We start from the raw sequence: 24,775 nt of genomic DNA on the forward strand, positions 1-24,775 counted from the left end.
CGCGCGGAAGGCGAGCGGCGCCGTCGTCTCCAGGAGGCCTATGCCCAGGCGAGGCCTCCCGCCATGATCACTTGGTGACGTCGAGCGGGATGCCCGGGCCCATGGTCGTGGTCATCGTGGCCTTGAGGATGTAGCGGCCCTTGGAGGTGGCCGGCTTGAGACGCAGGATCTCGTCCAGGGCGGCGCGGAAGTTGTCCACCAGCTGCTCCTCGGTGAAGGAGGACTTGCCGATGATGAAGTTGAGGTTCGCGGCGCGGTCGACGCGGAACTCGATACGACCGCCCTTGATGTCGGACACGGCCTTGGCCACGTCCATCGTCACGGTGCCGGTCTTGGGGTTGGGCATGAGGCCACGGGGACCCAGGACACGGCCCAGGCGGCCGACCTTGCCCATGAGATCGGGGGTGGCGACGGCGGCGTCGAAGTCCGTCCAGCCGCCGGCGACCTTCTCGATGAGCTCGTCGCCGCCGACCTCGTCGGCCCCGGCGTCAAGAGCCTGCTGGGCGCGGTCGCCCTGAGCGAAGACGATCACTCGGGCGGTCTTGCCGGTACCGTGCGGCAGGGACACGGTGCCTCGCACCATCTGGTCGGCCTTGCGGGGGTCGACACCGAGTCGGAAGACGACGTCCACGGTGGAGTCGAACTTCGTCACGGCGGTCGCCTTGGCGAGCTTGACGGCCTCGGCCGGGGTGTAGAGGATCCCGGACTGGATCTTCTCAGCGGCGGCGCGGTAGGCCTTGGAGCGCTTAGTCATCTGCTTCTCCTTGCAGTCGTGGTGAACGGGCCGCGCAAGGCCCTTCCACGGTGGTCAGTTGGGATGTGGCGACGCTCAGGCGTCGACCGTGATGCCCATGGAACGGGCGGTGCCGGCGATGATCTTGGAGGCAGCCTCGACGTCGTTGGCGTTGAGGTCCGCCATCTTCATCTCGGCGATCTCCTTGACCTGGGCGGCGGTGAGGTTGCCGACCTTGGCGGTGTGGGGGGTCGAGGAGCCCTTGGCCACACCGGCGGCCTTCTTGATGAGCTCAGCGGCCGGCGGCGTCTTGGTCACGAAGGTGAAGGAGCGGTCCTCGTAGACCGTGATCTCCACCGGGATGACGTTGCCGCGCTGCGACTCGGTCGCGGCGTTGTAGGCCTTGCAGAACTCCATGATGTTGACGCCGTGCTGACCGAGCGCGGGGCCGATCGGCGGGGCGGGGTTGGCCTGGCCGGCCTGGATCTGGAGCTTGATCAGCCCAGCGACCTTCTTCTTGGGAGCCATGTGTTGGGTCCTTCTTGTCCGGAACGTCGCACGCCTGCCGTGCGACGGCGCGAGGCCCGCCACGCAGGCACACGCACGAACGACAATGCTAGACCCGCCAAGGCTGCTGTAGCGAGCTCGGTGCCTGGAATCACAGGCATATCCGTGTGAGGAACGCTACCCGTATCCCTCTCAGGCCCGACTTCAGACCCGGCCACTAGTAACGCGGCGGGCCGTCGGAACCACGTGGTTCCGACGGCCCGCTCGACAACGTGCAGCCCGCCCCGCCAGGGACGGGCCCAACGGTCAGATCTTGGCGACCTGGGTGAAGGAGAGCTCGGCCGGGGTGTCGCGGCCGAAGAGGGAGATCAGCACCTGCAGCTTCTGGGTCTCGGGGTGGATCTCCGAGATCGTGGCGGGCAGGGACTCGAAGGGGCCGTCAGTGACGATGACGGACTCGCCGACCTCGAAGGCCACCTCGTAGACCTGGCCGCCCTCGACCACCTGCGTACGACCACCCTCCTCAGGAGCAGCGTTGGCGGCAGCAGCCTGCTTGGCAGCAACCTCCTCAGGCGTGGGGCCGAGCTGGGAGACGGCCTCGTCGACGGTCAGCGGGACCGGGTTGTACCGGTCGCCCACGAAGCCGGTGACAGCCGGGGTGTCCTTGATGGTGCGCCACACGCGGTCCGAGGTCTCCGGGTCGTCCAGGTCCATGCGGACAAAGACGTAGCCGGGGATGCGCACGCGGGAGACTTCCTTCTTCTTCCCCGCGTTCTTGACCTCGATCACCGTCTCCATCGGGACGACGGCGTCGAAGACGTAGTCCTCCAGCTCAAAGTTCTCGGCGCGGGCCATGATGTCCGCAGCGACGCGGCGCTCGTAGCCGGAGTAGGTGTGCAGGACGTACCACTCGCCAGGCAGCGAGGACATCTGCTTGCGGAACTCCTCGACCGGGTCGACCTCAGCCACCGGCTCGGGCGCCGCCTCAGCCGGCTCGGCAGCCTCGACGTCGTCGGCCGAAGCCTCCTGGTCCACCTGGTCGGCAGAGTCCGCCACGGTCCCCTCGGGGAGATTCTCCTCTGACACGATTACCTGCTTTCCTGTGCGTTCTAAGGCGTGCTATCGCGTGATACCTGCGTCCGCAGGTCAGGCGAAGACCCACATGACGATGCGGTCGAAGACGAGGTCGAGGACCCCGGTGTAGGCCATGATCGCCACGATGAAGACCACCACCACGAGGAAGTAGGTCCACAGCTCGTTGCGGGTCGGCCACACGACCTTGCGGAGCTCGTCGATGACCTGGCGGAAGAAGAGCGCCAGGCGGCCGAAGGGGCCTGCCTTGATCTTCTTCGGCTGTGCGCCCTTGGCGACAGTCGCGCCTTCACTCATGCTCAGGATCCTCGGGTCGTCGGTTCGTTCAGCGCCCAGACGGGCGAGAGGGCGGAACCGACGGGATCTCCCGACAGATCCGCCGTTCTCAGCAGGGCAGGCGGGACTCGAACCCACAACCGCCGGTTTTGGAGACCGGTGCGCTACCAATTGCGCCACTGCCCTTCAGCGGGAACTGATCATGCCACACACTATACGTCTGGGGAAATCAGCAGCGGGTGGGCTACACCACGTACTGGCATCTAGATAGGTCCGGATCACAGCCAGGACAGGATCAACCAGGACCACCCTACGCCGTCGCACCCCATGACACCCGGGCGGGGCGGAGCCGTCTCAGACCCATTGCGATCACTACACCTAACCCTGTGATGCGCCTCATAGTGCATGTCAGTCAACCAACCTGCTAGCCCAGGAACCCCACAATGCCGGCCCTCCGCCCTTCACGCCGTGCACTGCTCACCCTTGCAGGGCTTTCCTGCACCGCGTCCCTCACCGCGGTAGTACCTGCCGCCTCAGCCGAGCCCACAGATGCCCCCACCGACTTCCTCAACGACGAGGACACCTTCAAGCAAGAGCTCCAGACGGCTTTCAGCACTCTGTTCTCTGTCGTACTTACCCAGGACTCCGACGGCGCCTGGAGCGTCAACCAGCGCGCTGCCAGCCAGTTCCTCCCTGGCGAGGAAGACAGTATCAACGCGCTGTGCGAAGCCCTCAACGTCCGTGACGGGCATCAAGTCCGTGACACCTCGCGCGATGCCGCAGGCTATGCCAGGTGCGTCGTTCTCGGCGCAATCGGGGTCGACAGCCTCTTCGATATCAGCTACCGGCAGATCGCCGACTGGATCTGGAGCGAGTCATGGAAGAAGGTCGCCGACTACCTGTGGCCCAAGATCGCCAAGCATGCGGGGAAGGTCGTCCTGAAGGGAGCCGTCAAGTTCAGCCCTGGCGGGCTGGCCATCGCCCTGGCCCGGGCTGCGGTGGAGTGCGTGTGGGCCTCATAGACCAGGCAACGGCATTGAACACTCGCCCACGACACCTGGCCTGGCTGGTGGTCTCCAGCGTGCTGTTCGTACTGCTGACAAGCTGGCTCAGAAAACACTCACGCCAACATACGCACAAGGACGCACTCAGTCGTTGACTGTGGGACCATGGACCCGTGAGTACTGCACCTCGGGCACGTGTCTCCGCCCGTCTCGCTGCCATTGCCCCCTCAGCCACGCTCGCCGTCGACGCCAAGGCCAAGGCCCTCAAGGCCGCTGGTCGTCCCGTCATCGGCTTCGGTGCCGGCGAGCCCGACTTCCCGACCCCGGACTACATCGTCGAGGCCGCCGTCGCCGCGGCCAAGGACCCGCTCAACCACAAGTACTCCCCCGCCAAGGGGCTTCCGGCACTGCGCGAGGCGATCGCGGCCAAGACGCTGCGCGACTCCGGCTACGAGGTGAGCCCGGACGACGTCATCGTCACCAACGGCGGCAAGCAGGCCGTCTACGAGGCCTTCGCCGCACTGGTGGACCCGGGTGACGAGGTCATCCTCCCCGCTCCCTACTGGGTGACCTACCCCGAGTGCGTGCGCCTAGCCGGCGGCGTCCCGGTCGAGGTCTTCGCCGGCGCGGAGCAGGGGTACAAGGTGAGCGTCGAGCAGCTGGAGGCGGTACGCACCGAGCGCACCAAGGTCCTTCTGGTGTGCTCGCCCTCCAACCCGACCGGCGCGGTCTACACCCCCGAGGAGCTCACCGCCATCGGCCAGTGGGCCCTGGAGCACGGGATCTGGGTCGTCACCGACGAGATCTACGAGCACCTCCTCTACGACGGCGCGCAGGCTGCGCACATCGTCCGGCTCGTCCCGGAGCTGGCTGAGCAGACCGTGGTGCTCAACGGTGTCGCCAAGACCTACGCCATGACCGGGTGGCGCGTGGGATGGCTCATCGGCCCGAGCGACGTCGTCAAGGCTGCCACCAACCTCCAGTCCCACCTGTCCTCCAACGTCGCCAACGTCTCCCAGCGCGCTGCCCTGGCGGCCGTGGCCGGTGACCTCGCTGCCGTGGAGAAGATGCGTGAGGCCTTCGACCGCCGGCGCCGGCTCATGGTGGACATGCTCAGCGGCATCGAGGGCCTGACCGTTCCCCACCCTCAGGGCGCCTTCTACGCCTACCCGAGCATCGAGGGCCTGATCGGCAAGAGCCTGCGCGGCACGGTCATCGACTCCTCGATCACCCTGGCCGGCACGATCCTCGAGGAGGTCGACGTCGCCGTGGTCCCCGGTGAGGCCTTCGGACGCTCCGGGTTCCTGCGCCTGTCCTACGCGACGAGCGACGACGCGATCCGCGAGGGTATCGGCCGCCTCGCCTCGCTGCTGGCTGAGGCTGAGTAGCCGCAGCACGTCCCTTGAGCGGGAAGGGGATCACCGTCCGTCGTCGACGGTGAGCCCCTTCCCGCTCAAGGGCCCTAGTGCGCGCCTCGACGTGCCTGGATCTCGCGAGCCTGGGCGAGCCAGGTCTCGGCACGAGCCAGACGTCCCTCAGCGTCGGGCCTCCACGGCCCTCCGTCCTCGCGACGAGCGCCAGCCACGAGTGAGAGCACCACACCGGCACAGCGCGCCCGCAGCGCCACCGGATCGCACTGGGCCTGTGCCAGGGCCGTCCAGGTCTCCAGCACCGGACGCAGACGCGGGTAGGAGGCGGGCGCCAGGTGGTCAAGCACGCTGACGTGCCCGAGCAGGCAGGCCAGGTCGTCCACACGCCGCCCAGGCCCCAGCGAGTCCACGTCCAGCAGGCTGGCCACGGCCTCGCCCTCCATCAGCACGTTCGCCTCGTAGAAGTCCCCGTGGACCGGGACCACCGGCCCCGGGTCCGAGGTCCTCATGAGAGCCTCGACGCCGTCAGCCACCGCCCGGGCGCGTGCGGCGTGCTCGGGAAGCACCGTGGCTGCCGCGTGGGCGTAGTGACGTACCCGGTCCGACCACGCCGGCCTGGCCTCCAGCGCCAGCGCCTGGGCCGGCAGGGTGTTGAGCACCTGGGTCAGGGAGGCGAACACCCTCGCCGACGTCGTGGAGTCCATACCCCGGGAGAGCAGCACGGACAGCGCCACGCCGCGTCCGGTGGACAGCAGCACCAGCCCGTCAGCATCGGCACGCAGGACCTCGGGCACCGGCACGCCCGAGGCCCGCAGCATCCGCTGCCGCTTGGCGAAGGCTGCCGCCTGTCCGGGGCGGAAGACCTTGGCGTAGGCCGTGGTGCCGTCCCCGAAGGTCACACGCACCACGGCGCGGCGCGTAGGCCGGTACGCCACGATCGAGGTCTGGACAGGGACTCCCAGGCGCTGGCTGAGCAGAGCCGGCGTGCACGCCACGGGCAGGGCCGGCAGCTCCGGGTCAGCGGGATGGCGCCACACGCGGATCGGCGCCGGGGAGCGCCTCAACAGGCCTGCCGGGGCGACCGTCATGAGGCCCGGGGCCTGCGGGGAGGACAGCCGAGCCGTCGTCGCGCACAGGTACTGGGTCGTACGCAGCCCGCCCGTGGAGGCGACGACGACGGTATAGCCGACCGAGACGCCGGCGCCCGGCCGGTGATGGACAGAGTGAACCTCCCAGCTCACCAGCTGCTGGCCTGCCGGCACCAGCGCCGCGGCAAGGACCAGGGCCGCCTGAGGGCCTGTCAGGAGCGCGACATCCTCTGGCTCGTAACCGGCCGGTGCGTTGCTCATGCCCCAAGCATGCCCTAGACCGGCGCCGAGGCCAGGCCTGACGGGGCCACGGTGAGAAAGCCGTGGGACAATCCGGCCATGCGCGACCTGTCCACCCTGCCCAAGGCGCACCTGCACCTGCACTTCACAGGATCGATGCGCCTGGAGACGTTGGTGGACCTCGCCCAGGGCTCACGCACCCGGCTGCCGTCCTCCTTCATCGACGGCGACCCTCTGCGCGTCCCGGCTGACCACCGCGGCTGGTTCCGCTTCCAGCGCGCCTACGACACGGCCCGGCACCTGGTCACGAGCGAGGAGACGATGCGACGTATCGTCGTCGAGGCCGCGCTCGACGACGCGGCGGAGGGCTCCCGTCGCCTGGAGATCCAGGTGGACCCCACCGCCTACGCCCCCTACGTCGGCGGGATCACCCCGGCCCTGGAGATCATTCTCGACGCCGCACGCCAGGCCACGGTCCTGTCCGGCGTCGAGGTCGCCGTCATCGTGGCGGCCTCACGGATCCGCCATCCCCTGGACGCCCGTACCCTCGCGCGCCTGGCAGTGCGCTACGCAGGCGACGAGCCGGGGACGGTCGTCGGCTTCGGCCTGTCCAACGACGAGCGGGCCGGGGACACCGCCTCGTGGGGACCGGCCTTCGGTATCGCGCGGCGGGCGGGGCTGGCCTCGCTGCCCCACGGCGGTGAGCTGCTGGGCCCCTCCCACGTACGCGACGTCGTCAGCGCGCTCGGTCCCACCCGCCTCGGGCACGGGGTCCGTACCGCCGAGGACCCGGCACTGCTGGACGAGGTCGTGGCCCGCGGTATCAGCCTGGAGGTGTGCCCTGCCTCGAACGTGAGCCTCGGGGTCTACCACGAGCCCGCAGACGTACCGCTGCCGACTCTGCTCGACCACGGCGCGCAGGTGGCGCTGAGCGCTGACGACCCCCTGCTCTTCCACTCTCGCCTGACCGACCAGTACGAGATCGCCCGTGGTCTGGGACTGGATGACGCCGCCCTGGCCGAGCTCGCACGAGGATCGATCCGGGCCTCGCTGGCCTCGCCGTCGTCCAAGGCAGCCTGGTTGGCCGAGGTCGACCAGTGGCTGGCTACCCCGCAGGACTAGGCGAGGGCTCCAGCCGTTCCGGCCACGACGACGAGGACGCTGCCGGCTGCCACCGAGCGCTCAGGAGCGGACACGAGCCTGTCACTACCAGCCCACGTGCACGGGCTCGGGAACGAGCATGATGCCGTAGGCCCGACGCACGCCCTCGACGACGGCGTCACGCAGGTCGGTGACGTCGCGGGCTCGGGCGGAGCCTCGGTTGGTCAGGGCCAGCACGTGCTTGGTGGACAGGCTGGCGGCCGGACCTGCTGCTCCCTCACAAGCCACGCTGAAGCCCTTGGAGAATCCTGCGTGCTCGATCAGCCACGCGGCGCTGGTCTTGACCAGGCCCTCCACCACGGGCGCAGGGACCGTTCCCGGCACGACGCGGGTGTGGTCGGTGACCGGGTAGCGAGGAGCGTCAGCCGGCAGGTGCTCGGCCTGCTCAGTGGTGAGCACCGGGTTGGTGAAGAAGGAGCCGGCGGACCAGGTGTCATGGTCACCAGGGTCCAGCACCATGCCCTTGGAGCGACGCAGGTCGAGGACCGCCTCACGCACGGCCAGTGCGTCCACCCGCTCGCCCGGCTCAGTGCCCAGCGCCTGGGCCAGCTGGTTGTAGGCGATGGGCGACGACAGTGAGGCCTGGCGCACCGAGAAGGTCGCGGACAGCACGACCCAGCGACCTGTGGGCCCCCACGTCCGCCCGCCTCCGACCTGCGGGTCGGTCAGGGACCGCTTGAGCTCGGAGTCCCGGTAGGACAGCCGCAGGCGGGACAGAGGCAGCTGCAGTGCCTGGCCGGCGGCCCGGTCCCACACGCGCACGCTCGCCAGGAGCTCGGCGACCTCAGTGCCGTAGGCCCCGATGTTCTGCACCGGCGCCGCTCCGACCGTGCCGGGGATCCCTGACAGGGTCTCGAAACCACCCCACTGGCTGGCCACGGCCTGACGTACGAGGTCGTCCCAGGTGGTGCCTGCGGTAGCGCTGATCTCGACCCCGCCACAGCGGTCGTCAGCCAGGAGGGAGACCTCCTGACGGGAGTCTCGCAGCACCAGGCCGTCAAAGCCGGCGTCGGAGGCGACGATGTTCGAGCCGCCGCCGATGACGAGCAGGGGACGCCCGGCGTCGTCAGCCTGACGAACGGCGTCGATCATCTCGGCCTCGGTCGTGGCCTCGACGTACTCGCCCACGGGACCGCCCACGCGCATCGTCGTCAGCTCGGCCAGCGTCGTCGCAGGCGTAGCCGCCCCGGGCTCACGAGCGAGCGAGGGCACCGGTGCGGGCCACTGCTCCGGCGAGGCGTCCACCGAGATCGGCATCATGCACTGCTCGGTGTCACTGAGCGAGTCTCCGATGATGTTGCTGGTCCCGAGCTGGTCGCTCATACGGTGAACTCCTTCGCGGTCATGGGCAGGGCGTCCCAGGGCCCGCCGTTCCTGTGCGCTCACGCAGGCCGCTGCGTGCAGGCCCGGGCGCCACGTAGGGACGCCAGGAACAAGTGTGCCCGGAGCACGGGCTCCGGGCACATCTCGTCACTTCTTGTTGCGACGCTGGTGACGCGTCTTGCGCAGCAGCTTGCGGTGCTTCTTCTTGGACATGCGCTTGCGGCGCTTCTTGATGACAGATCCCATGGGGACTCCTTGTGGTCGTGGGTGCCGGTCCGCTCGCAGCCGACGGCGTCGCGCCAGCACACCGACACCAGGTCGGGCGAGCAGGGTGGTCGGGTTGGGGGCGAGCCCGCCCGATCACACAGGTGACCGGCTGATTCTAGCGGTTTTCAGGAGCCCGTCGACGCCGAGTCCTCGTGGCCCCAGTCACCTAGGCTCGCAGCCAGGTACTCCTCGACCGCGCGCTCAGGCACGCGGAAGGAACGACCGACCTGCATCGCCGGCAGGTCGCCGGAGTGCACCATGCGGTAGACCGTCATCTTGGACACGCGCAGCATGGCTGCGACCTCGGCCACGGTCAGGAACGAGGGGGCGCCTGATGCGCCGGAGGGAGAAGTACCCGGTGCCATGGAAGCAAGGTCCCGTCTGCTGGAGTCGTCGTGGGGATAGGACGCGACGCGTCGGGCACGAAGCCACAGGCGTCAGCGACGTCACTATATCCTGCGCCTCAGCCGACGCACACGTCATCAGCACCCCCTGACGTCACAGGCGTCGCATCTCACATATTTCGTCTCAGCAGACGCTTCCGTCACTGTGATCGGCGCCAGGACGACGCGGTGGCAGCACTGCATACGCAAAGAGGCCACAATGGCGTCCGTGCCGACTCAGCCCTCGCCGTCCCGTATGCCGCGCCGCGCCCGCCGCACCGACGGCGAGCCCAGCCGCCCTCGTGGCTGGCACGCGCCACTGCCCCTGGGCGTCATCAGGCGCCGGGCCGCCCAGCCCCGGCCCGTCAACCCCGATCTCGTCTACTACCGCCCGGTCACCAAGGAGGACGGCTGGCTGCACCGGCTGACCCAGCGGTTCCAGGTCCGCGCCCGCGTCGAGCGGGCCGCGCGCTTCGCCCCGGCACGTCTGGCGGTCCTCGTCTTCGCCTTCATCGTCGTGGCAGTGACTGCCCTGCTGTGCCTGCCGATGTCGACGCCGGGCGACCAGCCGGCCGCCAGCTTCGTTGACGCGCTGTTCACCGCCACCTCAGCCGTGTGCGTGACCGGCCTGACGACCGTCGACACGGCGACGGCATGGTCCACGTTCGGCCAGGGCGTCATCATCATGGGCGCAGCCGTGGGCGGCCTGGGCATCATGACCATGGCGTCCTTGCTGTCCTTCGCCGTGTCACGCCACGTGGGGCTGACCCAGCGCATGCTCGCTGCCACCGAGAACCAGTCGCGGCTGGGCGACGTCGCCTCCCTGCTGCGGGCCGTCATCTACACGGCACTGGGGGTCGAGGCCGTCCTCGCCGCGATCCTGCTGCCGCGCTTCCTGACCCTGGGGCTCGACCCGTGGCACTCACTGTGGTACGCGGTGTTCATGTCAGCCTCGATCTTCAACAACGCGGGCTTCGTCATCATGCCCGAGGGGCTGGCTCCCTACGCCTCGGACTGGTGGATGGGACTACCCATCATCCTGGGCACCTTCGTGGGCGCGATCGGCTTTCCCGTGATCCTCGACGTCGTCAGGCACCGCCGTCGTCCTCGGCTGTGGACGCTGCACACCAAGCTGACGCTCACCACCTACCTGGCCCTCACCGCGCTCTCGTCAGTCACGATCGCAGCCTTTGAGTGGACCAACCCTAACACCTACGGACCGCTACCGGTGGGGGGCAAGCTACTGACCGCCCTGCTCAACGGCGTCAACGCTCGCTCCTCAGGCCTGTCCACGATCCCACCAGAGCACATGCACGAGGCGACCTGGTTCCTCCAGGACACGCTCATGTTCATTGGCGGCGGCTCCGCCTCCACGGCCGGAGGCATCAAGGTCTCGACCTTCGCCGTCCTCCTGCTGGCGGTCGCTGCCGAGGCACGAGGAGACCAGGACATCGAGGCCTTCGGCCGGCGGATCACGCTGCCCACCGTCCGCCTCAGCGTGGCGGTGGCGCTGATCGGCTCAGCGGCGGTCGGGATCTCGACGCTGCTGCTGCTGCAGATCACCGACCTGTCCCTGGACCGCATCCTGTTTGAGGTCATCAGCGCCTTCGCCACCGTGGGCCTGTCCACCGGGATCACGCCGGTCCTGCCCGAGAGCGGGAAGTACGTCATCATCGTGCTCATGTTCGTCGGCCGGGTGGGCACCATGACAGCCGCCAGCGCCCTGGCCATGCGCGAGCGCCGCCGGGTCATCCGCATGCCAGCCGAGCGCCCGCTCATCGGCTAGGCCACCAGACGGCTACGCTCTGACCACGACCGTCCACCCAAGGAGCACTGATGGCGCCCTCCCTTGACCGCACTGACTCCACCCTGGTCATCGGCCTGGGGCGCTTCGGCTCGGCCGTGGCCGCGACACTGGACAGGCTGGGCCGCGAGGTCCTCGCCGTGGAGTCCAACCCCACGATCGTGCGCCAGTGGAGCGGCCGTATCCCCCTGGTCGAGGCGGACGCGACGGATATGGAGGCCCTGGAGCAGCTGGGCGCCACGGAGTTCGGGACCGCGGTGGTGGGCGTAGCCACCTCCCTGGAAGCCAGTGTCCTCATTACCGGCAACCTCGTGGACCTGCAGACCCCTCAGATCTGGGCCAAGGCGATCTCACGCGCCCACGGACGCATCCTGCGCCGTATCGGTGCGCACCACGTCGTCTACCCCGAGTTCGACGCCGGGCAGCGCGCGGCCCACCTGGTGTCCGGACGGATGCTGGACTACATCGAGATGGAGAAGGGCGGCTTCACGATCGTCAAGATGCGTCCTCCCACAGAGCTTCACGGCTTCACGATCGGCGAGTCCAAGGTCCGCTCACGCTACGGAGTCACCGTCTTCGGTCTCATGAGCCCTGGCGAACCCTTTGAGTACGCGACTCCAGACACTCTGGTCTCAGCCGAGGACGTGCTGGTGGTCGGCGGTGACGCCACGCTCCTGGAGCGGTTCGCCAACCGCGCCTGAGGAAGAACGGCTGCGTCTGGGCTCCGGTAGGCATGGGGGTGCGGCTCGCCCATGGGTGAGCCGCACCCCCATGCCTACCACTGCGACAGCCCGGCCCTCACCAAGCCTCCCGTCTCACGCCAAACGGACAGAGATCCTCTCCTCCTGTCCCCGCGCCAGGTTGAGGTCCCCCTGCTTGTCACCGCTCCTCAGTCGATACCCGCCCCGGAACCCTTCAAGCCGTACGCAACCGTCGTCGTCTGTGCGAACGCGTGTCGGCGGGATCCACCACTCTCCCTTGATGAGCGCTCGCAGGGCCTCATAGCTGGGCTTCGCCGAGCCGTCACCACGGACCAGACCGACCGGAGCCCCGAGCCAGGAACCGTTGTCCGTATACCCCCAGTAGGTGATGACCTCGACACTGGGGTGAGAGACCAACGTGGAGTAGTGACGGACGATCTCGTCCGCCTGCCGGGCCTCGCCCTCGGGTGTCGAGGGCCACTCAGGGACCTGGTAGTCGTTGAGGTCCTGAATGTGCCTGGGCATCAGGTGACCTGAGACCAAGGTGGACTCGGTGAAGTGGATGGGCAGGCCAAAACGGGAGAAGCGCTCAAGCACCTCTAGCGTCCGCTCCTCACCCCAGTAACCTTGATGCATATGTGACTGGAGCCCAAGAGCATCAATCTGGATGCCGGCCTGTAAGCACTCCTCAATCAGCTGCTCGTACTTCGGGGACATGTTGAAGTCATTGAGCACAAGCACAGCGCCGGGATTGGCTGCGCGCGCTGTCTCGAAGGCCAGCCGGACTGTCTCCACCCTTCCTAGCCTCTGAGCCAGAGGGGTGATGGCGTTGTCCTCGGCAGTGAAGACCGGCATGATGACTGCTTCGTTGATCGCGTCCCACATATCGATCAAGCCGCGAAAGTCCGAGACCTCTCGAGTAATACGCCCGCGGAGCAGCCGCTCAGTCTCCGCACTATCCCGCCCAAGAAGCCACCGCGGTGCGACGGTGTGCCACGCAAGCGGGTGTCCCTTGAGCTGCGCGCCACGTTCTCGTACCCACTGAGCTGTGCGCCGCAGCCGCTCGGTATCTGGGCGTCCCTCCTCCTGCTCGAAGGATCCCCAGTAAAAGGGCAGCGTGGCAAAGTTGAACAGATCGAAGAATCCGTCTACCAGGCGGCTAGCGAGCGCAGGTTCGGCACCACCGAAGAACGATCCTTTGTGGTCGCTCTCGCCATTCGCCACGCTGACGAAGTCAAACGCGATGTTACCGAAGCCGATCTCATGGCCTGTCTGCTCGATGACGACATCTGTCAGGGCAAGAGGCTTGCCAGCGCCGTCGACGACTCTCAGGGTCCTGGACTCAGTCCGGTGGGAATACTGGTCGTGACAGGGACAGCAGACTGTGTCCACCACGCACCTACCTTTCTCTCTCGGTCTCATTCAGTCTGATCGGCTCTCGCCCTCAGACCTGGCTCATACCGCCGTCCACGACTAGCTCGGCCCCGGCGACGTAGCTCGACTCGTGACTGGCTAGGAAGAGGACAGCCGCCGCAGTCTCATCGATACTGGCGATGTGCCCCACCGGGATCATCTGCTCAATGCGCTCGACCGCGGCCTGACCTCCGACAAAGGAGGCAAATCCCTCTGACAAGGTGGGACCCGGGCTGATGGCATTGACCCGGATCCCGCGTGATCTCAGGTCCGAGGTAAAAGACCGGGCTAGCGAACGAACGGCAGCCTTCGAGGCGTTGTATACAGAGTGACCAGGATCCCCGTTCGCTCCGGAGATCGAGGACACGAGAACGACGCGCGCACCGTCGGCCATGTGGGGCAGCGCCTTGCGGACCGTGAAGTAGGCGCTCTTCACGTTCAGGTTCATCACGCGGTCATAGGTCTCCTCATCCATCTGATCGACTGCCCGGTCGCCTCCGCCTCCAGCATTGGCCACAACAATGTCCAGCGGGTGCCCCAAGGACGAGATATAACCCGTCAGACGGTCCAGGTCTTCCATACATGACATATCACCCTGGAACGTCAGACAGGCCGGTCCTAGACGGTCAGCAGCGTCCTGGAGCCTGTCCCTCCGCCTTCCTGTCACGACGACCTGAGCCCCCTCAGACACGAAACGTCGGGCGACGCCAAGCCCAATACCAGCGGTTGCCCCAGTCACCAGCGCAAGCTGGCCCTCGAGCGCAAGTCTCTCCACGGTTCTCTTCTCCTGCCTCAACAGATTCCGGTACCACGAGGAGCGGCGCACACAGGAACGGCTGCGCTCCTCCCCCAGATGACCTCAGCCTCGTTCACCGCGCGCCCCTGGGTACCAGTCCTCAAGCTGGTTCTCCGTTACCGCGATAAAGACATCGTCTGGGCGTACTCCTGCAGCCTCCAGATGGCGTGCAACAGCTTCGTACATCGCACGTTTCTGATCGACCCCGTACATCCTCACCATCAGGACCCGTACGTACACGACGTCCCGGCGTTCTCCTCCAAGGTAGGTCGGGTGAGCGACGAGCCGATCGGCCGGCAGCGTGTGGATGACCTGGAAGCGATCCTCTCGGTCCATCCCCAGGCCTTCGACGAGCCCTTCGTGAACAGCGTCCGCATACTTCTTGACCGTCGTGTCAGGGAGGTCTTGCGAGACCTCAATCGTGACCAGTGGCATCAGGCCCATACCTCCTCGGATGCCCGGACCGCACGTCCAGAGCGAATCGACTCCTCCATGACAAGAGACAGGTAATGGTCCTGGCAGGCGTACCGCAGCGGGTAGGGGTCCGGCCCCTCGCCACGGGCCCATTGCCCTGTCATCTCAAGGAACGAGGCGACAGCGATGTCGTCCTCAGACAGGCGTGTCCCGCGCCAGGGATTGCGGTATACCACCTGCCCGTTGAAGGAGACGGTGTCCAGCTCGTTTCCTTCAAGGTTCATGTCGATACCAAGTCGGCGATAGGACAGTGCCGACCGTACGACATCCTCGCCGGCCAGGTACGTGACTGAGTCGTCAACGATCTCCCCCTTGTCACCACGGACCACAAGACGACGCGCCAGCAGAGGGTTCCACCACTGATTATCGACAAAGACGTACAACCCTCCCCGGCCGTCTCCAAAGTCCAGCGTCGCAATCGTTGTGCTCATGTCCTTCGACGGCGCCGAGGCCCGCCAGCCCGTGAAGCTCAGCGGATCCACCAGCGGGGCTGTGAGGCGGGAAGCAGTCACCTCAGCTTCCTCGGTACCCGTTCCTAGGAACGTCCTCATCATTGACACGGCGTGATACATGTGCGTCGAGGCCACCTCAACGAAGGCCGGCCGACCGATAACGCCACGACGAATCACCTCAGCCCGCGAGGCGTGGCCAGGCATCAACATGTACTGCTCTGCCACCTGGACCAGCCCTGTGGAGCCAACGGCATGCCACAGGCGCCTGAGCCCATCGAGATCTGGTGCCGGTGGTGTCTCGGCCAGGACCTTGACACCACGAGCGACGAGATCCTCGACGACCTGCGGCATCGCAGGCCATGAGACGCAGGCGATGACATAGTCGGGGTATGTGGCCAGGAGGTCCTCAACAGTATCGACTACAGGGACAGCCGATTGTCTGCGCAGCTCCTCACGAGCCTGCGGGCGCCGAGCAAGTGCGGCAGTACACTCCAGGCGATCCGGAGCAGCCTGCGCCATCCTGATATGGAACTGGGCGCGCCACCCAGCGCCAATCACGGCAAAGCGGGCAGGACGATCATGACGACTCATCACTCACTCATTCCTTAAGATCAATATTGACGACATAAACAAGGTGTAATACTTCTGCGCTCACTTCAACGCACCTGCAGCCATTCCACGCTCGAAGTACTTCTGTGCGGACAGGTAGGCGACGACGGCCGGCACAGCCGTAATAACCGCAGCGGCAAGCACTCCCGTCTGGTCATTGGTGTACTGACTCGTAAAGAAAGAAGGGAGCAGCGTCACGACCTGCTTGCTCGGGTCGTTGAGCATCAGCATCGGCAGCAGGTAGGAGTTCCAGGAGCTGATGAACGTGAGCACGATGATGGTCGCAGCGATCGGCCGCGTCAGCGGAAGCACGATGTGCCAGAAGACCTGAGTGATTCTCGCGCCGTCGACTCGCCCGGCCTCAAGAAGCTGGCTGGGTATCCCATCGACGAAATTTCGCGCCAGCATGACCGCGAACGGTGTCTGCAAGGCCGCTAGCGGAAGAATGACTGCGATATAGGAGTTGTACAGGTCGAAGCGCGAGGCCATGACGAACAGCGGCGTCAGCAGTACGGCCTCCGGCATCGTCAACGCCGCGATCAAGGCCCAGAACCAGATTTCCTTGCCGGCGAATCGAAGCTTAGAGAACCCAAAAGCCGCCAGCATCGTCGCCAGGTACACGATGACGACCACGCTGACCGCGATGATCGCACTGTTACGGAAATAGGTTCCGACCACCCCGGTGTCAAAGACCTTCCCATAGTTCCCGAGACCGCGTCCCGCAAAAGATCCCCGCACCATCGCGACAAGGGGAAGCAGATAGGGCAGCGCAAGTACTGTCGCGATAACCTGAAGGAGCACACGCGTTCGTCGGTGTCTCAGATCAAACATCTCACGCCACCTCCCTGCGACTGCGCACCGTGCTCAGCACGCCGCCCGTGATCGCAAGCACCAAGAGAATGACCGCCAGCGCGGCCGCGTACCCGAAGTGTTTCTGCTGGACCATCATCTGGTAGATATATGTTCCAAGAAATTCGGTCCCGTGGTTGGGGCCACCCTTGGTGACCAGATAGGGAACATCAAAGGTCTTAAGCGCCCCGACCATCCCGAGAATAGCGAGCGCCCCCGTCGTCCCCTTGCACATAGGCCACACGATCGACCACAGAGTGCGGATTCCGCCGGCGCCATCAATACGAGCAGCCTCCAGAACCTCAGAGTCAATCTGGCTCATCGCCGCGTAGTAGAGGATGAATGTCATTCCCGTCCACTGCCAGACCGTCACGAGCATCACCACCCCCATTGCGGTCGATGATGACGCCAGCCAGGGACGCGTCAGGACGTCCAGTCCCACAGTGCTGAGAGCCGCGTTAAGGTAGCCGTCCGCGTCAAATATCTGACGAAAGACCGGCGCCATGGTTGCCGGAGCCAAGATCGTAGGCGTGAAGACGACGAGCTTGTAGATATTCGTCAGCCGGATCCTGGAGTGGAGAAGTGCCGCCATCGTGAACCCAAGGAATGTCTGGACCACGAAAGTAGTGACAAAAAAGTATAGGGTGTGCCACAGCGCCCCCCAGAAGACTCCGTCACCGACCATCTTCTGATAGTTCTCCGGACCAACGAAATCGGGCGCCGAGAGAATAAATCCGTTCCAGTCCAGGGTTGAGACGTAGCCGGTATACCCGATCGCGAAATAGATCAGGCCGAGTACAAGCACTACTGCAGGCAGCACCCATGGCAAGCCCCAGGTCTGAAGCGATCGTGCACGCGGCGGCGCTGGAGCCGCCCGCCTTGGCCGCCTACCATCCACGCTCAGGCACCTCCTCCGAAGTCTCGTCGACGCTGCTCAGGCAGTCCCGACACCCCAGCTCTCGGCTCCTGTCACCCCTGTGCATCGACAACCGCCTGAAGCGATGACAGCAGCTCCTCGGCGTCCATCTCTCCCGCGACCAGCCCGATCAGACCGTCCTTGTAGGTGCTGTTGAGGTCCGAGCTGACATCAGCAAAACGCGTCGAGGTCGCCCTCGCCACCTTGGCGGTGTAGTCCTGCAGCGGCTGCCTCTGCACCTCAGGATTAACGAGGTCAATCGCTTCCCAGTCAGGAGAGATCCCCGACAGCGCTGGCACGTCATTAAGAGTGTCCGCGACCGCCTGCTGCCCCTGCTCACTCGTCGCCAACCACGTGGCGAACGTTGTCGCGGCCGCCTGCTGGTCAGACATACCCGAGACGGCCACCCCGTAGTCAGCGTCGCCGAAGTAGTGGCCTACCTCTCCGGTCCCAGCAACGTCAGGGAAGTCGATAGGCAGCATCGTGAACGGCTCCGGGTGAGAGACTCCAGCGGCTTCCATAGCAGCCACCATCGAGTCCTTGACCGCGTACTGGGTGTACCAGGACCCCATCATGATCATGGCGTACTTGCCCGCCATGAATGCGTTATTGGCATCCGGGTACTGCTGCAGACCGATCGCTCCTTCCTGCATGATTCCCTCATCGAACAGCTGCCTCCAGATATCGAGCCCCTGCTTAAAGATCGGGTCCGTAAAGGGAATCTCTCCCTTCGCCGCAGCCATGTACGAGCCAGGCCGGATGTTCTCCATGATCGCCTCATAGGTGTCCATGTCGAACGCGTGCTGCCCGGCCCCCTGCACGAAGCCGCCCACACCATGGGACTCGAACTTGGCACATACCGCCTTCCACTCCTCGAAAGTCGTGGGGTGCGAGAGACCATACCGATCAAAGAGGTCCTGATTCACCCACAGGCCGCCTGAGTAGACAGCCCCTGCCGACAGACCCACAAGCTTCTCGCCGACGGTCAAGCCATTGACCCCGATCTGCGCAAGCTGGCTCCTCCAGTCCTCACCCAGCGCCTGCGTCACGGCACTCGTCAGGTCAATAGCCCCGCCCTCATACACCTGGACGCCACCGTTTGCTGACCCGGGAGCCACGTTAAAGACATCAGGCCCGTCCTTCGAAGTAATGGCAGGGCTTAGCACAGAGTCGTAGGAGTCAATGGGCTTGGACACGAACTCGACGTGAATCTCGGGGTACTCCCTGTTGAACTCCGCAATGAGCTTGGCCGCATTGGCAGCATCCGGGGTCCACCCCCACCAGGTGATGTCCCCACTCGTCGCTGTCCCCTTCTGCTCCCGTGAGGAGTCACCACATGCAGACAGTCCGACCGCTGCAGCGGAAGCGAGCGCAATCATCCCCAGACTACGCCGACTCACAAGAAACTTTCTCGCGATAGCATTCATCGTCAACTCTCCAATCCCGCTACCCCATGCGGAGGAACGTCCTTGTCCGTGATTGGTATGTACGAAAGTTTCTATTTTCTTTCGCACGGCTATAAAGTAGTTCCTGTCACAGAACCTGTCAAGAGCGGAGGGACCATGACCGACAAGCGGGTCACGATCGCCCAGATCGCACAGCGGGCCGGGGTCTCATCACCCACCGTGTCCAAGGTGCTTAACGGCCGCCCCGGCGTCTCTGACGCCACACGACAGCAGATCGAGACGATCATTGCTGAGCTGGGGTACGAACAGCGTTCCGCCCCACGGCAAAGCAACAGCCACCTTGTCGACTTCGTCATCTCCGGACTGGACACGCAGTGGGCAGCAGAGCTCGTCAGCGGCGCCCAGACAGAGGCCACTCGTCGAGGAAAGGACCTCGTCGTCACCGCAACCCACGGCGCCCCGGTCGGCGGAGCCCACTGGATCGACCACCTCGTACAACGAGGAACCAGCGGTGTCGTCGTCGTCGTTTCCGAGCTGCTGGAGGTCACCCAACGCAAGATGCATCAGCTGAAGGTCCCGGTGGCCCTCATCAATCCGACCGGTACGCAGTACCCGAGTATTCCAACTGTGGCAGCCACTGACTGGGCGGGCTCACGCGACGCTACTGAGCACCTGATATCTCTGGGCCACCAACGCATTGCTTTCATTACAGGCTCCCTGGACCTCCTGTCTCACCGTGACCGCCTCGACGCCTACCGTTCAGTCCTCAGCCGTCATCAGATCACCTACGATCCTGACCTGGTCCTGACAGGCAACTCCTTGTTCGAAGGCGGACGCCGCCTTGCCTCGGAGCTGCTCAACCGGGCTCCGAGACCCACGGCCATCCTCAACGGCTCGGACGAACAGGCCTATGGGGTCTACCGCGCCGTCAAGGAGGCAGGATTGCGGGTACCTGCCGACGTCTCAGTCATCGGCTTCGACGACGTGGACCTCTGCCAGTGGGTCGATCCACCGATGACCACCGTCCACCAGCCCCTGCGGGAGATGGCGCAGGAGGCAACCCGCATGGTCATCGACCTCTCCGAGGACCCGCACGCTCCGCGTCTTGGCATGGAGCTGCCTACGCACCTCGTGGTCCGAGGATCAACCGCTCCACCACCGCGGGTGCCTTAGCCGCCACCCCTGATCGCCACGTGGCATCACGGTGAACCGCTGTGGTTACACGACAGCCTTGAGGTCGACTCTAGGCCGCTGAGAAGGGTGGTCCTGCCTGAATCACTTCAGGCAGGACCACCCCTACGTAGACCGTACATGCATGAAGCATGCAACGAGCCCCGGTCTCAGTCCCTCGCCACACGCACCACCACGGCGTCACCGATGCCAAGGGCGTCCGGACCAGCCAGCAGCCTTCCGCCCAGGCTCGCTGCGACGTCACGGCTGTCTCCCAAGGCCTTGCGACCCCGGTTCGTCAGCGTCCAGTAGTCAGCATCCTTCCCGCGGCGCAGCGAGGCGATGGCCTCACCCTGTACCGCCTCTGGCAGCTCAGCGCCGAGCCCGACCGACTCCGCGAGCTCGCGGACCAGAGCCCCCAGTGCCTCGTCCTGCAGCCGGGTCGACACGTAGGTCGCGCTACCGGCACCCACCTGACGGCGGGTGACCGCCGGAGTGCCACCGGGAATCCCGGGCGCCTCCTCATAACGTCGCAGCACCGCGACGGACTCGTCCGTCACGTCAACCACCTCGCACCAGGTTCTGCCGACGGCGTCGCTCGCTCCTCCGCTAATCCGCACCTGCTCGTCATCAGGCAGCGGAGAGAGCTCCTCAACCTGGACGCCCAGCAGCTCCCGCAGCGCCCCCGGGTACCCACCAAGGAGGACGTGATCGTTCTCGTCAGCGGTGCCGGAAAAGTAGGTGGTCACAAGATGGGTCCCGCCCTCAACCGCCTGCTCCAGCCGCTCACGCAGTGCCTGCGGCACCAGGTGGAGCAGGGGAGCCACGAGCAGGTCGTAGTCACCGAGCTCGTCACGTGAGCTCACCACGTCCACCCGCACGCCCAGGTCCAGCAGCGCCCGGTACCACTCCAGGAGCTGCCCGCGGTAGTCCAGGTGGGTGTGGGGTAGGAATTCCTGGGTCAGTGACCACCAGGACTCGTAGTCGATCACGATCCCCGCCCGAGCACGCACTGAGTCGGATCCAGAAAGCTCTGCCAGCCCCTTCAGGCTCGCTCCCAGCGCCTCCACCTCTCGGAAGAGACGGGAGTCCGCTCCGGCGTGAGGTAGCAGGGCGGCGTGGTACTTCTCCGCGCCGACCCTCGAGGCCCGCCACTGAAAGAAGCAGATCGCGTCCGCCCCGTGTCCCAGGTGGGTCAGGGCGTCACGAGCCAGCTCGCCCGGACGCTTGGGCGGGTTGACCTCACGCCAGTTCACGGCTGAGGTCGAGTGCTCCATGAGCCACCAGGGACGGTGGCCTGCGATCGAGGAGGTCAGGGACGCGGAAAAGGCGAGCTCGTCGATCGCACCTGGTCCAGGCTCGAGGTAGTGGTCGTTGGAGACGAAGTCGACGTCATCAGCCCAACCCGGGTAGTCCATCGCGTTACCATCACCCATCACCATGAAGTTCGTGGTGATCGGGACCTGCGGGGTCACCTCACGCAGAATCTCGCTCTCCGCCCTCAGGTAGTCACGCAGGGCGTCCGAGGAGAAGCGCCTGAAGTCGAGCAGCTGGGTGGGGTTGGGCTCAGAGGCAGCCAGCCGCGGTGGCAGGATCTCCTCGAAGTCGTAGTAGGTCTGGGACCAGAAGGCCGTGCCCCACGCCTCGTTGAGCGCGTCCAGGGACCCGTAGCGCTCCCGCAGCCAGAGGCGGAAGGCGGCTGCGGCGTCGTCCGAGTAGTCAAAGGCGTTGTGGCATCCCAGCTCGTTGTTGACGTGCCAGGCGATCAGCGCTGGGTGGCTGCCGTACCGCTGAGCCAGGCGCTGTGCGAGGTCCAGCGCGTAGCGCCTGAAGATCGGTGAGGTCGGGCGCCACTGCTGGCGGCCTCCCGGCCACAGCGTGTCGCCGGTCCTCGTCACGGGCAGGACTTCCGGGTGGGCACGGGTGAGCCAGGCCGGCGGCGACGCGGTGGAGGTGGCCATGTCGACGTCGATGCCCGCCTGAGCCATCATGTCCATGATCTCGTCGAGCCACTCGAAGTCCCAGGTATCGGGGCCAGGCTGAATGTGGGCCCAGGAGAATACCGGCAGAGTCACCACCGTCACTCCGGCTTGTCCCATCAGGGCGATGTCCTCGGCCCAGACCTCGCGGGGCCACTGGTCCGGGTTGTAGTCAGCCCCGAAGTGAAGTCCTCGCCTGGCACCGTCCAGACCCAGTGGACGTCGAGGGAAGCCGGGAGAAGTGCTGTCGTTGGCGATCATGAGGTCCTTCAAGATGCTGTTGGCTGTTGGGGGCACGTGCGCCGGCAGGCTTAAGACCGGCGGTTCAGGAGCGGAAACGGTTGGCTGTACGGCGGGGCCGGGATGGTGCACGTCCACCCCGGCCCCGCCATCTGTCCGTGGCTGGCGCACGCCAGCCACGTCGTCAGGCGATCGTGAATCCCTGCTGCTTGCCGTAGGTGATGCAGGCGTCACGCCAGGAGGCCAGACCGTCGCTGATGGTGGTCGCGCCCTTGGACGTGTAGGCCTTGCCCACGTGGTCGTTGAAGATCGAGTTCGCGTACACTTGGAAGGGCAGGTAGGTCCATCCCGGCAGCACGTCCTTGGCCGCCTGAGACAGAACCTCATTCGCCTTCTGACCGCCGAAGTACTCGAACTCCTTGCCCAGGAACTCCTCAGACTCCAGCTCAGCGACCGTCGAGGGGAAGGCTCCGCCATCGATACGGACCTGGATACCCTCCTGCGCGGAGCAGAACTGCATGAACGCGTAGGCAAGAGCCTGGTTCTTGGAGTCCTTCATCGCCGCCAGCGAGGAGCCGCCGTTCTCAGCGCAGGCAGGCTTGTCCGCCTCCCAGCGCGGCTGCGGAGCAACCCGCCACTTACCCGAGGCCTGGGGTACGGACGAGATGAAGTTGCCGGGCATCCATGCACCCAGCACCAGCGTCGCGATAGTGCCGTCACCCAGTCCCTGGAACCACTCGTCCGTCCACCCCGAGATCGGGGCGAGCAGGTCCTCCTTGATCATCGTGGTCTGCAACTCGGCGTAACGCTCAGCCTCCGGACCAGAGAAGTCGATGGAGACCTCGGTCCCCTTCACGGAGTACGGACTCACTCCGGCCTGCCATAGGCCGGACAGCGTGGCACCCGCGTCACCGGTGTCAGCCGCGATGTACTTGCTGGGGTCAGCCGCATGGATCTTGCGTGCGGCGTCGAGGTACTCGTCCCAGGTCGTCGGCACCTCGACGCCGAGGGAGGTGAACACCTCTTCGTTATAGAACATAGCCATCGGCCCGGAGTCCAGGGGCAGGCCGTAGACGCCGTCACCGCTGCGCACAGCGCTCCAAGGTCCCTCGGTGAACGTGCCCTCGTACTCGGCGGCCCCGAAGGCGGTGAGGTCCACCAGCGACTCTGAGATAGAGAACTGCTGGAGAGCGAAGTACTCGATCTGCGCGACGTCCGGCCCACCCTTGCCAGCTGACACCGCGTTCTGCAGAGCGGTGTACTGGTCCGCGGAGGTACCGACGTTGGTGACGGTGACCTTGACCTTCGGGTACTTCTCCATGAAGGCCTGGGCGCAGGGCTCGATCGTGTTGTCCCAGGCCCACACGAGGAGCTCTCCGCCCTGCTCAGCGGCGTCGGCCGCAGCCGAGGGATCTGCGTCCGCAGCAGAGCCGGACGAGTCCTTGCTCCCAGAGCCGCAGGCCGCCAGTGCTGCGGAGGCGACTCCCGCCACGGCGACGGCAGAGGTCGCGCGTAGGAACATTCGACGGTTGACAGTCATGGTTGTTTCCTTTCCAGTTCGCACCCTTGCGGTGCTGGTGAGGTGTCAGATGGGGACTGAGAGGGGATGACGACGTCGCAGCGGGCTACTCCTTGACCCCTCCCGTCGCCAGGCCGGCCTGCCAGAAGCGCTGAAGACCGAGGAACGCTGCGATGAGCGGGACGATCGTGAGCAGCGACGCCGTGATGACCAGGTTGAAGATCGCCTCGCCACCGGCCGTGGCAGCCTGTGCGTTCCATGCGTTCAGACCGATCGTCAGGGGGTACCAGTCCGCGTCCTTTAGCATGATGAGCGGAAGGAAGTAGTTGTTCCAGGTTGCCACGATCGCGAACAGGGCGACTGTCACAATGCCAGGCCCCAGGAGAGGGAGGGCGACCTGTCGGAACGTCCGCAACTCGCTCGCCCCGTCGATACGCGCCGCCTCGATCAGCTCAGTGGGCACCGCGTCCCGGGTGAATTGCCACATCAGGTAGAGGCCGAACGGTGAGATGAGCGAGGGGATGATGACTGACCACGGGGTGTTAGTCAGACCCAGCTTGGCGAACATGAGGAACGTGGGCACTGCCAGCGCCGTGCCGGGGACTGCCACCGCCCCGATGACGATAGCGAAGACAGCGTTTTTTCCTGGGAAGTCGAACTTCGCCAGGCCGTATCCCGCGAGCACCGACAGGACCACCGACCCACCGGCGCCGAGCACGACATAGAGCAGCGTATTCACGAACCACCGAAGGAACTGTCCGTCGTTGTAGGTCAGGGTGTCACGGATGTTGTCCCACAAGGCGAAGTCGTTCCCGAACCAGAGCCCGAAGGTTGAGAACAGGTCACCCTGGGTCTTGGTGGAGGAGATGAAGAGCCACAGCAGGGGCAGGTAGGTGTAAATCAGCATGAGGCCCATAGCGAGCGTCAGAGGCCAGCTCTTGCGAGGATTCTCGACGTTGTAGCCGCGGTGGGCGACAGCAGGGTGCGACGTCTTCTTGGTCAT

24 protein-coding genes and 1 tRNA gene are annotated in these 24,775 nt (G+C 65.7%); 6 read left to right on the forward strand and 19 right to left on the reverse strand.

The window, feature by feature from the left end; all coding sequences use genetic code 11:
• Positions 1-67 precede the first annotated feature (67 nt).
• From rplA to HRL51_RS09240, 5 genes are all read right to left on the reverse strand, one after another.
• On the reverse strand, positions 68-754 hold the full coding sequence (gene rplA / locus HRL51_RS09220) for a 50S ribosomal protein L1 (RefSeq protein WP_172119519.1): 687 nt from the start codon (positions 752-754) through the stop codon (positions 68-70).
• A gap of 75 nt (positions 755-829) precedes the next feature.
• Entirely contained in the window at positions 830-1,261 is a 432-nt protein-coding gene (rplK, locus tag HRL51_RS09225; protein WP_006548357.1) for a 50S ribosomal protein L11, read from the reverse strand.
• 285 nt (positions 1,262-1,546) lie between these two features.
• Complete coding sequence (gene nusG, locus HRL51_RS09230; RefSeq protein ID WP_425321735.1) at positions 1,547-2,326, reverse strand: transcription termination/antitermination protein NusG; 780 nt, start codon at positions 2,324-2,326, stop codon at positions 1,547-1,549.
• A gap of 60 nt (positions 2,327-2,386) precedes the next feature.
• The gene (gene secE / locus HRL51_RS09235; RefSeq protein WP_172119518.1) at positions 2,387-2,629 is read right to left on the reverse strand and encodes a preprotein translocase subunit SecE; all 243 of its coding nucleotides are present in this window, start codon (positions 2,627-2,629) and stop codon (positions 2,387-2,389) included.
• Between the two features lie 92 nt (positions 2,630-2,721).
• Positions 2,722-2,794, reverse strand: a tRNA-Trp gene (locus HRL51_RS09240).
• Positions 2,795-3,051: 257 nt separating this feature from the next.
• On the opposite strand from HRL51_RS09240, the gene HRL51_RS09245 reads away from it, so the two are divergent.
• Positions 3,052-3,630: a hypothetical protein gene (locus HRL51_RS09245; RefSeq protein WP_172191412.1), complete on the forward strand. Its 579-nt coding sequence runs from the start codon at positions 3,052-3,054 to the stop codon at positions 3,628-3,630.
• Positions 3,631-3,785: 155 nt separating this feature from the next.
• Positions 3,786-5,000, forward strand: a complete 1,215-nt coding sequence (locus HRL51_RS09250; RefSeq protein WP_172191414.1) for a pyridoxal phosphate-dependent aminotransferase — start codon at positions 3,786-3,788, stop codon at positions 4,998-5,000.
• Positions 5,001-5,074: 74 nt separating this feature from the next.
• On the opposite strand, the gene HRL51_RS09255 is transcribed toward HRL51_RS09250, so the two are convergent.
• Entirely contained in the window at positions 5,075-6,331 is a 1,257-nt protein-coding gene (locus HRL51_RS09255; protein WP_172191415.1) for a phosphotransferase, read from the reverse strand.
• Between the two features lie 78 nt (positions 6,332-6,409).
• Between HRL51_RS09255 and HRL51_RS09260 the strand changes: the two genes are divergently transcribed.
• Positions 6,410-7,432, forward strand: a complete 1,023-nt coding sequence (locus HRL51_RS09260) for an adenosine deaminase (RefSeq protein WP_172191417.1) — start codon at positions 6,410-6,412, stop codon at positions 7,430-7,432.
• An 84-nt stretch (positions 7,433-7,516) separates the two neighbouring features.
• Here HRL51_RS09260 and HRL51_RS09265 read toward each other — a convergent pair whose 3' ends face one another.
• The 3 genes from HRL51_RS09265 to HRL51_RS09275 form a co-directional block, all read right to left on the reverse strand.
• Complete coding sequence (locus HRL51_RS09265) at positions 7,517-8,794, reverse strand: UDP-N-acetylmuramate dehydrogenase (RefSeq protein WP_172191419.1); 1,278 nt, start codon at positions 8,792-8,794, stop codon at positions 7,517-7,519.
• A gap of 147 nt (positions 8,795-8,941) precedes the next feature.
• A complete protein-coding gene (locus HRL51_RS09270) occupies positions 8,942-9,040 on the reverse strand; it encodes a 30S ribosomal protein bS22 (protein WP_005504750.1) in 99 nt (32 codons plus the stop codon).
• Positions 9,041-9,186: 146 nt separating this feature from the next.
• Positions 9,187-9,426, reverse strand: a complete 240-nt coding sequence (locus HRL51_RS09275) for a helix-turn-helix domain-containing protein (protein ID WP_172119512.1) — start codon at positions 9,424-9,426, stop codon at positions 9,187-9,189.
• A 238-nt stretch (positions 9,427-9,664) separates the two neighbouring features.
• Here HRL51_RS09275 and HRL51_RS09280 point away from each other — a divergent pair, with 238 nt between their 5' ends.
• Both HRL51_RS09280 and HRL51_RS09285 read left to right on the forward strand, forming a co-directional pair.
• On the forward strand, positions 9,665-11,230 hold the full coding sequence (locus HRL51_RS09280; RefSeq protein ID WP_172119511.1) for a TrkH family potassium uptake protein: 1,566 nt from the start codon (positions 9,665-9,667) through the stop codon (positions 11,228-11,230).
• 50 nt (positions 11,231-11,280) lie between these two features.
• Positions 11,281-11,949 (forward strand): potassium channel family protein, encoded by a 669-nt coding sequence (locus tag HRL51_RS09285; RefSeq protein ID WP_172119510.1) that lies wholly within the window; start codon positions 11,281-11,283, stop codon positions 11,947-11,949.
• Between the two features lie 114 nt (positions 11,950-12,063).
• Here the strand turns inward: HRL51_RS09285 and HRL51_RS09290 are convergent, their stop codons facing one another.
• The 7 genes from HRL51_RS09290 to HRL51_RS09320 form a co-directional block, all read right to left on the reverse strand.
• A complete protein-coding gene (locus HRL51_RS09290) occupies positions 12,064-13,344 on the reverse strand; it encodes an endo-1,4-beta-xylanase (protein WP_218957627.1) in 1,281 nt (426 codons plus the stop codon).
• 49 nt (positions 13,345-13,393) lie between these two features.
• A complete protein-coding gene (locus HRL51_RS09295; protein WP_172191423.1) occupies positions 13,394-14,188 on the reverse strand; it encodes an SDR family oxidoreductase in 795 nt (264 codons plus the stop codon).
• Between the two features lie 33 nt (positions 14,189-14,221).
• Complete coding sequence (locus tag HRL51_RS09300; protein WP_172191425.1) at positions 14,222-14,593, reverse strand: tautomerase family protein; 372 nt, start codon at positions 14,591-14,593, stop codon at positions 14,222-14,224.
• Positions 14,593-15,675, reverse strand: a complete 1,083-nt coding sequence (locus tag HRL51_RS09305; protein WP_172191427.1) for a Gfo/Idh/MocA family protein — start codon at positions 15,673-15,675, stop codon at positions 14,593-14,595. Before HRL51_RS09305 ends, HRL51_RS09300 begins: the two co-directional genes overlap by 1 nt.
• Before the next feature lie 60 nt (positions 15,676-15,735).
• The gene (locus tag HRL51_RS09310; protein ID WP_218957628.1) at positions 15,736-16,494 is read right to left on the reverse strand and encodes a carbohydrate ABC transporter permease; all 759 of its coding nucleotides are present in this window, start codon (positions 16,492-16,494) and stop codon (positions 15,736-15,738) included.
• Positions 16,495-16,525: 31 nt separating this feature from the next.
• Positions 16,526-17,347 carry a carbohydrate ABC transporter permease gene (locus HRL51_RS09315; protein WP_218957629.1) on the reverse strand — a complete coding sequence of 274 codons (822 nt, stop codon included), beginning with the start codon at positions 17,345-17,347 and terminating at the stop codon, positions 16,526-16,528.
• Between the two features lie 164 nt (positions 17,348-17,511).
• Entirely contained in the window at positions 17,512-18,885 is a 1,374-nt protein-coding gene (locus tag HRL51_RS09320; protein WP_172191431.1) for an ABC transporter substrate-binding protein, read from the reverse strand.
• A 135-nt stretch (positions 18,886-19,020) separates the two neighbouring features.
• Between HRL51_RS09320 and HRL51_RS09325 the strand changes: the two genes are divergently transcribed.
• Positions 19,021-20,037 (forward strand): LacI family DNA-binding transcriptional regulator, encoded by a 1,017-nt coding sequence (locus tag HRL51_RS09325; protein WP_172191433.1) that lies wholly within the window; start codon positions 19,021-19,023, stop codon positions 20,035-20,037.
• 167 nt (positions 20,038-20,204) lie between these two features.
• On the opposite strand, the gene HRL51_RS09330 is transcribed toward HRL51_RS09325, so the two are convergent.
• The 3 genes from HRL51_RS09330 to HRL51_RS09340 all read right to left on the reverse strand — a co-directional run bounded on the left by HRL51_RS09330 (position 20,205) and on the right by HRL51_RS09340 (position 24,775).
• Positions 20,205-22,274: a beta-galactosidase gene (locus HRL51_RS09330; protein WP_172191435.1), complete on the reverse strand. Its 2,070-nt coding sequence runs from the start codon at positions 22,272-22,274 to the stop codon at positions 20,205-20,207.
• Positions 22,275-22,437: 163 nt separating this feature from the next.
• Positions 22,438-23,793: an ABC transporter substrate-binding protein gene (locus tag HRL51_RS09335; RefSeq protein WP_172191437.1), complete on the reverse strand. Its 1,356-nt coding sequence runs from the start codon at positions 23,791-23,793 to the stop codon at positions 22,438-22,440.
• Positions 23,794-23,878: 85 nt separating this feature from the next.
• On the reverse strand, positions 23,879-24,775 hold the full coding sequence (locus HRL51_RS09340; protein WP_172191439.1) for a carbohydrate ABC transporter permease: 897 nt from the start codon (positions 24,773-24,775) through the stop codon (positions 23,879-23,881).

Origin of the sequence: Actinomyces faecalis (assembly GCF_013184985.2) — a bacterium.
Lineage (GTDB): Bacteria > Actinomycetota > Actinomycetes > Actinomycetales > Actinomycetaceae > Actinomyces > Actinomyces faecalis.